This window comes from Methylobacterium frigidaeris (assembly GCF_022179185.1).
GTDB classification, from domain to species: domain Bacteria; phylum Pseudomonadota; class Alphaproteobacteria; order Rhizobiales; family Beijerinckiaceae; genus Methylobacterium; species Methylobacterium frigidaeris.
The window spans coordinates 1-356 of record NZ_BPQJ01000161.1; the positions used below are offsets into that span (position 1 = coordinate 1).

Genomic DNA, 356 nt, shown 5'->3' on the forward strand with positions numbered 1-356 from the left:
GACCGGGGGGGGGAGGAAGCTCGGGAGGTTGAGGTTCCCGCCCCTAACCCCGTACCCTTTGATGGTCCCCTGGACGTGGATGGCCCCGGCCCGCACCGCCGCGAGGGCGTTGGCCACGGCGAGGTCGGCGTCGTTGTGGGGGTGGATGCCCACCCGGACCCCCGGAAACCGCTCCACCACCGCCTTGGTGATGGCGTAGACCTCCTCGGGGAGGCTCCCCCCGTTGGTGTCGCAAAGGACCAGGGTGTCGGTCCCGCCCCTGAAGGCGGCCACGACGGTGGAGAGGGCGTTAGCCGGATCCTCCCTGTAGCCGTCAAAGAAGCTCTGGACGTCCTTGACCTCCCTGCTGCACATCA

Annotated in this window: 1 protein-coding gene; it reads right to left on the reverse strand. The window is 69.1% G+C overall.

What is annotated here, in order from left to right; translation table 11 throughout:
• The coding region (locus MFF64_RS39050; protein ID WP_498071634.1) for a hydroxymethylglutaryl-CoA lyase-like TIM-barrel protein at positions 1 to 356 on the reverse strand (356 nt) is incomplete at both ends.